The organism is Dactylosporangium sp. NPDC000244 (assembly GCF_040300725.1).
Classification (GTDB): Bacteria; Actinomycetota; Actinomycetes; order Mycobacteriales; family Micromonosporaceae; genus Dactylosporangium.
Map to the genome: position 1 here is coordinate 1 of NZ_JBEPEH010000096.1, position 9,527 is coordinate 9,527.

10 protein-coding genes and 1 pseudogene are annotated in these 9,527 nt (G+C 67.9%); 6 read left to right on the top strand and 5 right to left on the bottom strand.

Going from position 1 to position 9,527, the window contains the following annotated elements; all coding sequences use genetic code 11:
• Positions 1–236, bottom strand: a pseudogene (locus ABT369_RS57380) (hypothetical protein); the annotation flags it as partial.
• A gap of 410 nt (positions 237–646) precedes the next feature.
• Here ABT369_RS57380 and ABT369_RS57385 point away from each other — a divergent pair.
• The 6 genes from ABT369_RS57385 (at position 647) to ABT369_RS57410 (ending at position 6,288) form a co-directional block, all read left to right on the top strand.
• A complete protein-coding gene (locus tag ABT369_RS57385) occupies positions 647–1,048 on the top strand; it encodes a hypothetical protein (protein WP_350627139.1) in 402 nt (133 codons plus the stop codon).
• Positions 1,049–1,409: 361 nt separating this feature from the next.
• Positions 1,410–2,078 carry a hypothetical protein gene (locus ABT369_RS57390; RefSeq protein ID WP_350627141.1) on the top strand — a complete coding sequence of 223 codons (669 nt, stop codon included), beginning with the start codon at positions 1,410–1,412 and terminating at the stop codon, positions 2,076–2,078.
• A gap of 48 nt (positions 2,079–2,126) precedes the next feature.
• Positions 2,127–3,473, top strand: coding sequence for an L-fucose:H+ symporter permease (gene fucP / locus ABT369_RS57395; protein WP_350627143.1), 1,347 nt, complete (start codon positions 2,127–2,129; stop codon positions 3,471–3,473).
• A complete protein-coding gene (locus tag ABT369_RS57400) occupies positions 3,470–4,756 on the top strand; it encodes an ABC transporter substrate-binding protein (protein ID WP_350627145.1) in 1,287 nt (428 codons plus the stop codon). Before fucP ends, ABT369_RS57400 begins: the two co-directional genes overlap by 4 nt.
• A gap of 533 nt (positions 4,757–5,289) precedes the next feature.
• On the top strand, positions 5,290–5,823 hold the full coding sequence (locus ABT369_RS57405) for a DUF5994 family protein (protein ID WP_350627147.1): 534 nt from the start codon (positions 5,290–5,292) through the stop codon (positions 5,821–5,823).
• A gap of 147 nt (positions 5,824–5,970) precedes the next feature.
• Positions 5,971–6,288 carry a hypothetical protein gene (locus tag ABT369_RS57410; RefSeq protein WP_350627149.1) on the top strand — a complete coding sequence of 106 codons (318 nt, stop codon included), beginning with the start codon at positions 5,971–5,973 and terminating at the stop codon, positions 6,286–6,288.
• Between the two features lie 138 nt (positions 6,289–6,426).
• Here ABT369_RS57410 and ABT369_RS57415 read toward each other — a convergent pair whose 3' ends face one another.
• The 4 genes from ABT369_RS57415 to ABT369_RS57430 form a co-directional block, all read right to left on the bottom strand.
• Positions 6,427–6,780 carry a DUF6286 domain-containing protein gene (locus ABT369_RS57415; protein WP_350627151.1) on the bottom strand — a complete coding sequence of 118 codons (354 nt, stop codon included), beginning with the start codon at positions 6,778–6,780 and terminating at the stop codon, positions 6,427–6,429.
• Between the two features lie 587 nt (positions 6,781–7,367).
• Complete coding sequence (locus ABT369_RS57420; protein WP_350627153.1) at positions 7,368–8,132, bottom strand: GAF and ANTAR domain-containing protein; 765 nt, start codon at positions 8,130–8,132, stop codon at positions 7,368–7,370.
• Positions 8,098–8,994, bottom strand: a complete 897-nt coding sequence (locus ABT369_RS57425; protein ID WP_350627155.1) for a hypothetical protein — start codon at positions 8,992–8,994, stop codon at positions 8,098–8,100. Before ABT369_RS57425 ends, ABT369_RS57420 begins: the two co-directional genes overlap by 35 nt.
• Before the next feature lie 239 nt (positions 8,995–9,233).
• Entirely contained in the window at positions 9,234–9,356 is a 123-nt protein-coding gene (locus tag ABT369_RS57430) for a hypothetical protein (protein WP_260729079.1), read from the bottom strand.
• Positions 9,357–9,527: the final 171 nt, after the last annotated feature.

A 9,527-nucleotide genomic window follows, 5' to 3' on the forward strand; every position in this document is an offset into this window, starting at 1 on the left:
CGCTCGACCGCGTCCTTCTCCATGACGACCTTGACGCCGTTGAAGGTGGGGGTGCTCGCCTTGCCCAACGACACCGGGAAGTCGAAGACCTGCTTACCGTCGGAGGTCACGACCATCCGCAGCGTGCCGCCGTCGACCTTGCCGATGTTCGCCGCCCCGGTCTTCATGTCGAGGGTCAGGCTGTTGTCGTACACCAGCCCGGCCCCGCCCGACTTCCTGAGCTCAGAGGCTGCCAAGCGGCTGAGTGTTTCTGAGCGTAGCCGGAAGCACTATCCATCGGTTCATGGCAGCTTGCCGCCAAGCCGATCGATCAGTGCCCAAAATGGCAGGATCACCTCGCCCGGCACGGCCAGCTCGACAACGAACACCGGCGAGTCCGGATCTACCTTGTCGAACACAACGCCGTGCAATCAGAGCGGGCCAGCATCGACCGGGCCGCGAAACGCGAGATTGGGTCCATGTCCTTAAGCAACGAGACGAGCTTGCCGAGGCCGGAGAGACGTTAGACAGCTTGGGGCCAAACGAAGCATGGGCTCCCATAAAAAGTGAACAAGACCATTCGCAGTCCAAACGGGGTGGTTCTCGCGCCAAACCATTTTCAGCGTCCGCTTGCACCGTGGGGTAGTCTTGCAGAGGAGACCACCACATGACACCATCGAGCACCGCCACCGGCGCGACCAAGGGCGCCCCCGCGGCGACGAGCCTCGCACCCGCGCTGAGTGACCTGCGAGAAGCGGCCCTGCAGTACGCTACTGCGAAGGCGTCACGGAAGGTGGAGCACTGGGCTGACGATCTGAACGATTTTGTGGCGAGCCGAGGGCCCACTACGCAGGCGGTCTTCGAGGGGCTGAAAGCCAAGCTGCTGGGAAAGAACCCTGTCTGGGCCGCGATCAAGGGTGCCTGGTCGGGCACAAGCCCCGAGGTGAAACTTGCTGTGGTGTTGATCTTGATATTGACGCTATTGCTGCTTCCTGTTGTATTACTCGTGGTCGTGCTCGTGCTACTGGTTGCCGCGCTCGTCGCAGGCATTCGAGCCGCCACCCGGTGATCAGGTCCAGAATCGAGCGCGACCAGCCTCAGCCACATTTGAGAATGAACCTAGCTGATGCCGCCGGCGACCTGGAGCGGCAGGCCGATCCAGCTCCGATCTTCCTGGCATTGTAGGGCGAGCGAGGCCGCTGGCGATAGGGAACGAGCACCGCTCGTCTACGTGACATTGAGCCTCATCCTGTTCGCCGCGGCGCTGGTCGTCGCGGCGCTCGCGCTGCTCACTGCGGTCCGGTTTCCTATTTACTTCGGCCTGAATAAGTAGATTGATGGTTGCCGGCGTGTTCGGCTGTGCCCCCGACGGCCGGGTGCCGCACCCGACGACACTGATGAAGATCACGACCCGGTGCGGGGAATAGGCGGTGGCCGAACTCAACGAGGAACTCCTCGCCACAGCGGTCGCGGCCAGGGTGGCGAAGACGGGAAAAGTTCGCGCCGACACCACCGTGGTGTCGGCGAACGTGCAGTACCCGACCGACTCCGGCCTCCTCGCGAGGGCAGTGGTGAAGATCGGCCGGCTGGTGCAGCGGATCAAGACAGTGGGCGCCGCACCCCGCATGAGGTTCCACGGCTGTGGCCGCGCCGCCGCCACGCGGGTCCGCGCGATCGCCCTGAGCCTGCACCTGCGAGGTGCGGCAGCCCGCGAGGAGGCCCACCGGACTGTTGCGCGGATCACCGGCGAGCTGCCCGGTCTGCTCGACCAGGCCACCGCTGAAGCCGCCACGGTGCTCCGCAACGCCCGCCGGTCGCTGCCACGCACAGCTGGACGGGCCCGGAGCCGGCTGCACCGGGCGGCCAACGAGCCCAACAGGCCTGACCTGGCCGGATACCACTCTCGGCAGGCACAAGGCGTGCGGGCCTTCGAAACACGGGGCCGCCACCCACACGAGCTGTCGAATACGGCAATGGGGCCAGCGGGATCCGGGCGATTTTCCAGGGTTTGCGCCCCGCGTGGCGGCGCAACCGTGCAGGCTTGCCTCCATGCTAGGTCGTACCCGTGCCGTGCGGGCCGGGTTACGGCGCGCACGTGACACGCACACCGGTGCGCGCGATTCACGGAAGGAGTGCCGACGGCCAGCATGGCGCCGCCACTAGCGGATGAAGACGAGCAGGGAAAGCGGCCGCCGCTGCTCGGCCGTGGGATGCTACTGCTCTTCATTGCTCTGGTCGGCTGTTTCACCGCTTGGGGCATCGCGCAGGACCTGACCACGCCGATGGTGGCGGGCTTCAAGCGCATCTTCGAGATGAGTACCTTCCAGGCGTCGCTCGTCCAGTTGGCGTACTTCGGCGCATACTTCGTGCTCGCGCTCCCGGCGGCCTTTCTCAACCAGCGCTTCGGCTACAAGACGGGAATCCTCACCGGACTGGGGCTGGCGGCGCTGGGCGCCTTCCTCTTCTATCCGGCAAGCAAGATCATGACGTACGAGGCGTTCCTGCTGGCCCTGTTTGCGATGGCCGCCGGGTGCTCGATCCTGGAGACCTCCGCGAACCCGTATGTCATGTCGCTCGGCCCGGAAGAGACGGCGACCCGGCGGCTGAACTTCGCCCAGGCATTCAATCCGCTGGGAACGAACATCGGTGTGCTACTGGCATCGACCCTCATCCTGCCCAAACTCGCGGAACCGGTCGACATCGCGTCGCTGAGTCAGGACCAGCTGCACGCCATCCGCGCTGCCGAGCTCGGCGCCGTGATGGCCCCTTACCTGGGGCTGGGCCTCCTCCTGGTACTCATCGCCGTCGCTATCGCGAGCCAGAAGGCGCCGCCGATCGTCGAGGAGTTTCCCGATGCCGGCCCGCACATCGGCGGCACCGGCCACCTGTTCGGCGTGCTGTGGCGCAGCAAGCGCTACCGCCTCGGGGTGATCGCCCAGTTTGCGAACATCGCGGCTCAGGTGTGCACCTGGACGTTCCTGATCCAGTATGTGCAGCAGGCACTGGGCGGCAGCCTGCAGAAGGGCGGCGCCTACCTTCAGGCCAGCTTGCTCGTCTTCCTCGGATCACGCTTCCTGATGACGTGGGTGATCGGTCGCGTGCGCGCCACCAAAGTGCTCGCCGTGCTGGCCTTCCTGGCGGTGGGGCTCTGCATGTTCGCGATATCGAGTCCCAACCTCGCCGGAGTCCTCGCCGTGGTCGTCCTGTCCTTCTGCCTGTCGCTCATGTTCCCGACGATCTACGGCGTTGCCCTCAAAGGACTCGGGCCGGCGACCAAGTTCGGCGCCGCCGGCCTCGTGATGGCCATCGTGGGCGGCGCGATCATGCCGCTGATACAGGGCAAGCTCGTGGACAAGACGAGCGCGGCGATCTCCTTTGTCGTCCCGGCCGCCTGCTTCGCCGTCGTCGGGCTCTACGCCCTCTACGACCTCAGGGCCGCGCCCGAGTCCATCCGCAGGAGCACCGAGCCGGGCCTGCCCGGAGGCGCGGCATGAGCCGCTGGGGCCGCGCGGCTGCGGCAGTCGCGGTCATGGCGCTCGCCGTGGCCGGCTGCGGCGCGCAGAAGCCGACGAGCGCCACGACGGACACCAAGCAGCTCGAGGTCGTGTCGTGGTGGACGTCTGGGTCGGAGGCCGCCGCGCTGAACGTGCTCTTCTCCGCCATGCACCAGACGAATCCGAATGTCGACGTCGTCAACGCCGCGGTCGCAGGCGGCGCCGGGTCACAGGCGGTCGTGGCGCTGGCCAAGCGGCTACAGAGTGGCAGGCCACCCGACGTCTGGCAGACCTTCGCGGGCAAGTCCGTGCAGGGCTACGCCGATCGCGGCGTCATCCGCGACGTCGCGTCGATCTTCACCGATGCTGACCTGCGCGCGACGATGCAGCCGACCATCCTGCGTTCGCTCATGCACGACGGCAAGCCGTACGGGGTGCCGACGGGTGCCCATCGCAGCAACATGCTGTGGTTCAACACCGGGCTACTCAACCGAGCCGGCGTCACGCTGCCCTCCAGCAACTACTCCCTCGCCGCCTTCCTGGACGGCCTGCAAAAGGTCAAGGCGTCCGGAGCCACCCCTCTGTGTCTCGGTGGCAAGGACCCGTTCACCACCGTCGAGCTGTTCGAGAACGTGCTACTCAGCACCATCGGGGTGAAGGGCTGGCAGGACATGGTCGGCGACCGCCTCAACTGGCGCAGCGCGCAGGTGCGGACGGCGCTGCGGACCTTCGGCGACATCCTCGCCTACGCCGATCCCGAGGCCGGCACGTTGACCTGGGACGCGGCGACAAAGAAGCTCGCCACCGGTGGTTGCGCCTTCGAGTCCATGAACGACTCGGCGTACGGCGAGCTGGTCGCCTATGGCGCACAGGAGGGCAAGGACTTCGGAGCCGTGGCGTTTCCCGGCACCGGCGACAGCTTCCTCGCGGTTGTCGACGTCTTCGTGGCCGCGACCAGGGCCAAGAACGCCAAGAACGCCCTCGCCTTCCTCAGCGACATCAGCAAGCCGGCGACCCAGATTCCGTTCAGCAAGGCGAAGGGGTCGGTACCGGTGCTCCGGAACGTCGATATCTCGTCCCTGTCCGCCTACCAGCGGGATGCCTCGAAGAGCCTCTGGGACTCGTCGGTGCTGCTGTCGATCGCCCACGGCGAGGCCATGAGCCCGGAGTTCCAGGAGGGCTTCTACGACGCCGTGTCGACCTACGTGCGTACCCGCGATCCGGACACCTTCGCCCGGGATCTCGAAAACGCGGTCACAAAGGACAAGATTCCGCCACGCTGACCGGGGTCAGGCGTTGTCGCTCACGGCGGGGAGCCGCAGGTCGCCGAGGCTATCCCGCGGCCTGGGCGATCGCCACGGGTACGCGCGTCGAACGTCGACGAGTGGGCGGTCGCCCCGGCGGTAGCGACTGCATGGGCACTGGGCCGCTGTCACAGACGTCCGAGGCCGTGACAGCGATCGTCCGGGTAAGTCGCTGTGGTGGAAGATGCGTGAACCCCTGGTGATGGCCTGTCCCTGTTGTCAACGGCCGCGGGACACATGCATGCCCGCAGCCGTTTCGCTGTCTCCGGTGCAGGCAGGGCCGGCACCGAGCCGGACCGCGCTGTCGTCGCGCGCCCAGTAGACCGAGCACATCGTTTTGGCCTTCGCGGGCGTAGAGTTGGCTTCGGCACTTCAGACCCCGGTGACCGATACGTACACCGCCGACGGACCATCGCCCGCTCGGCAAGGTTCGATCCGCGCCGACGCAAGTTGCAGGCTCCTCCCGTGCCGGTCGTCCGGTGGCAGCCGCAGGTCGGGAGAGGGGCTCGGTTATGTTCACCGCCGCACAGCGCGCCACCGTCGTTCCGCCGGAACCACCGACCCAGCCGCGGCTGTCGCTCACCGCCGTGCGCGCCACACGAGCCGTCCTCGACGGCGGGTGGTGGCCCCGCTCCAGGGACCCGGTAGCGGAACTGCCGGGCTTGATCCTGGCCCTGAACGAACGGTACGGACCGATCCGTCAACTGATGCTCAACAGCCACAGCTGGGATAGCCACTTCCGGCGCCTCGCGGTCGGCACCCGCGTGGTGCGGGCCGGATGGTTCAGCACCGTCGACCCCGCCATGCTGATCGCCACCACCGAGCGCGGCGACCAGATCGACCTGCTCGTCGTGCCACCCGAGGCCAACGCCGCCACCGCAGACATCGCCATGGCCGCAGCCGCCGACCCGGACAACCAACAGCACGCTCCGGCCATCCTCGCCGCATCCCTCACCACACCGACCGTCGCACGCGGCGAAGGCATCGACGCGACCACCGTATGGGACAACGAAGGCGGCCACAGTGCCCGGGATGCGCCCTCGTGACCGTGTCTCCCAGGGCGAGCCCGTGACTCCCTCATTACCGGCCGTTCGGGAGCCGCCAGTGCGACTGATTGAAGTTCGGTACGTATTCGCGCGCAAGGTAGCCCGCGGGCGGGGACGCTGGCGGCGTTCGGTCTCGGCGCCACCCGCTTGCTGCTGACCGTCACCACGCCCGTCGAACGCGTCGATCCAGTGCTGGCCGCCGCCATCAGCGGCCTGCCGGAAGAACGGCGGTTCGGGTGGAGTGCACGCCTCGGTAGCTTCGATCTCGCCCGACAGCGCGTCGGCCAGCGCTGTGGAGGTGAGGGTAGTACGTCCGGCGGAGTGGTCTCCTGCCACAGTGATGTCGGCGAGCAGACCGGTGGAGAACAGGACGGTGAGCAGCCAACCCAGACTCAACAGCGCGACGACGACCGCGACCACGGCTGGCCACACCCAGTCGCCGTGTGCGCCGACAGTCATGGCTGACGCTGTTGTCCAGCAGCTTCCGGTGTGCCGCGCGGTCGCCGAAGACGCTGGCGCCGAGAAGGATGCCGGAGACGCCGAGGGCCAGCAGGAGCAGCCCGAGGATGGCCAGTGCGGCGCGGTTGACACGGTCGGCGTGCATCAGCGACTCCTGGTGGAGATCCGGACGGCCAACTTCGGCGGACGACGCAGGTCAAGGGCGTCAAGGCGGGCCCGAGCGGCGTGGGTGACGCTGTCGCGAACCGAGGGGGCCAGCGACGGCTCGCGTGTGACGGCGTGCGCGTGCCACGCGGATGCCCGGCGCCGGACGGTGACCGCAGTACGGTCGACGCCGTCGACCTCGGTGACCGCGGTGCGGACGGCTTGCGCGACGCCGCGGCGGGTGTAGGCGGTGTCGATGGCCGGGTCGTCACTGTTGGTGACCAACCTGCCGGGACGGCGTGGCTTGAGCTCGGCGACCTGTGGACCGCGATCCTCGCCTTCGCCCCATCCCAATCACCGCGCCGCCGGCCATGACCGCCACCGTCATGCGCCGCCTCGCCCAGTTGCTCCACGACGTCTTGTACACCCTGAAGCCGACCGGCGCCGGCAGCATCCGGGTGGCCGCCCGCGCCGTGGCGGTCCTGGTCCGTGACGCCGCCATGCGCGGACCAGGGGGTACGCATCGCCTTCGGTCGCAGCACCTACGAGCCTGGCGACCCTGGCCGACACCGCCCCACGGCATCACTGATATCCCCGCACGGCCGTCGGCGTCCTCGGACAAACCGCCGACATCGAACTCGCCCTCGCTGTCACCTACAGCGAGCCCGTCAACGGCATCGCCCGGGAGGTGCAGCGCCGCGTCATCGACGAACTCCGCGACCACTATCGCCTGCACCCACGTCACGATCAACGTCACCGAAGACGACGTGGTCCGGCCTCCGGCCAACGCGCACGACAGTCATGGTTGTTGACTCGCCGCCGACACCGCGGGCCTCGGGGTCCGTCAACGCGGCGCCAGTGACCGAACTCGACCTCGACCGTCCGCGCTACCCACGATGCCTCGCCACTCGGTCCCCAATCGATCCCGAGCTGCCCAATGGTCAGTGTGCGGGCGTCACGACTGGAGTGGCCGGGATGGTTTCGGTGCCGGCGACGATGGCTTGCGCGAGTTCGGCGAGGCGGCGGTTGCGGTCGCGCGCGGAACGGCGGAGCAGGGCGAATGCCTGGTCAAGGTCGACGTGGAGGCGCTCGGCGAGGACGCCCTTGGCCTGCTCGATGAGGATCCGGCTGTTCAGCGCGGTCTGCAGCTGATCGGTGAGGAGGTCGCGGTGGCGGATGGCGCGCTGTTGCAGCAGCCCGATGGTGGCGATGTCGGCGAGGGCTTTGCCAGCGCGCAGCCTCGCGTCGTCCAGCGGCCCCGGTTGGACGCCGAAGAGGTTCAAGGCCCCGACGACCTGGGTGCGCAGGCGCATCGGCAGGGCGTGGACGGAGACGAAACCGACCTCGGCGGCCGCGGCGGTGAACCGGGGCCAGCGGCCGGCGGAGCGGATGTCCGGGACCGAGACCGGCATTCCGGTGTTGAAGCAGTCGACGCAGGGCCCCTGGTCGGTCTGCAGCTGGAACAGCTCCAGCAGCCGGGTCCGCTCTGAGGACGCCGCCACGAGTTGCAGGGTTTCCAGCTGGTCGGTGAGCAAGATCCCGGCGGCCGAGACGTCGAGCAGTTGCACGCACCGTTCGGTCAGCGCGTGCAGGAAATCGATCACGTCGAAATCATCGACGAGCGTGTCCGCCATCTCGACGAGCACATCGGCAAGCGTGGTCTCAGCCATCTCAAACACCAGCCGCGAACGCAGCGGCGATGGCATCCGCAGCCGTCGCGGCCATCGCCGCGCTGCAAACATGTTCGATCGTAACGGGTTCACCTTCCGAATACGCCGGGACGAGGCTCCACAGCCGCAGCCTGTGGCCGGTGCTCACCACGCTGCCTGATCCGCACATCCGAGCACCGACGAAACGCTCATGAACGCCGCCTCCGATACCCCAACGGTTCGTGCGGCTGCGACGGGCGGGCAGCGCAAGACGAGAGACCGGATCGAACGCGACTGACTCCTCAACGGATGGCAGCTGCACGCTACGCCCATGTACCGCACGCCCCGCCGCGACGCAGGCCGCAACCCCAGCGTTCATCTCGCCGCCGCCCGACGCCGCGTATCGTTGCGCCGTCGCGCCCCTGACCCCGGGTGGTCCTCCACCCACCCTCGCCGATACGCCCGCACCGTCGGCCTGGAGGGGAGCGCGGCCATGAACAGCCCGTCGGTGACACCCGCCCCGGCAATCGCGTGGTAGAACCCGGCGAACGGCGCCCTTCGCCGCGGAGCCGGGAAATCCCTTGGTGGGGCTGCCGCCGTTGAGCCCCGACGTTGCCACGGCGGTGTCGTGACCGAGCCCGAATGTCTTGTCCAGGAACGCCCGCAGGAAGATCCGGCCGAGCGCCAGCCGGATCGCGGCCGGTAGATACCGGGTGCCGGCCGCCGAACGCCGCGCCGCCGGCGCCGATAAGGACGTCCGACGATCACCAGCGTCGGTAACCCAGGCGACACCGTCGGGGTCCGTGCGCCGGTATCCGGTCACGTCTCGCTCCAGATTCCCGTCGGGCACCTGCGGGTTGGTGGTGGTGCCGGGCAGGCCGCGATCTGCGGTGCTGTGGGTGTCGGCGATGTCGACCATCGCACTCACATTCCTTATCGGTGTTCATGGAGCAGGATCTCCGCGATGCGATGGCTCGCGAAGTGTTGCCTCGCCAGACGCACGGCACCGGCGAACGCCGCGTCGCGATCACTCGTGCCATGACGCACCCGATCCGTCCGGCGGCGATGTGCACGACCGGTCATGCGCCACGAAGGCGGTTCAAACCCGGATCATGACGTCCCGAACTCACGGACAGATCGACACCTGCGCCGGGTCTGTCAGTCACCGGGGTCCCAGGCGACACGCTCACCGTACGCGCCCTTGACCCGAGACGCACGGCGGGATTCCAGCGGTAACGTCGGGCCGGCGGCATCGGTCAGCGCCTCGAGGATCTGCGTCACGATCTGTGCCTGCGGCGGCCGTCCCGTCATGCGCGGCCTGGAACGCCCTTGAACAGCCGCTCGACACCCTTAGCCTGTGTCTCATTTGGGGTGTTTGACCAGTTTACGGTAGCAGATGAGGGCGCAGGCGATCGTGGTGAACGCGGCGAAGTGCTCGGCGGAGCGGTCGTA

Bases quoted from the DNA above. Each gene is read 5' to 3' on its own strand.
- fucP (WP_350627143.1), top strand. From the start codon at position 2,127: ATGGCGCCGCCACTAGCGGATGAAGACGAGCAGGGAAAGCGGCCGCCG.
- ABT369_RS57385 (WP_350627139.1), top strand. From the start codon at position 647: ATGACACCATCGAGCACCGCCACCGGCGCGACCAAGGGCGCCCCCGCG.
- ABT369_RS57420 (WP_350627153.1), bottom strand. From the start codon at position 8,132: ATGCCATCGCCGCTGCGTTCGCGGCTGGTGTTTGAGATGGCTGAGACC.
- ABT369_RS57425 (WP_350627155.1), bottom strand. From the start codon at position 8,994: ATGGTCGACATCGCCGACACCCACAGCACCGCAGATCGCGGCCTGCCC.
- ABT369_RS57400 (WP_350627145.1), top strand. From the start codon at position 3,470: ATGAGCCGCTGGGGCCGCGCGGCTGCGGCAGTCGCGGTCATGGCGCTC.
- ABT369_RS57405 (WP_350627147.1), top strand. From the start codon at position 5,290: ATGTTCACCGCCGCACAGCGCGCCACCGTCGTTCCGCCGGAACCACCG.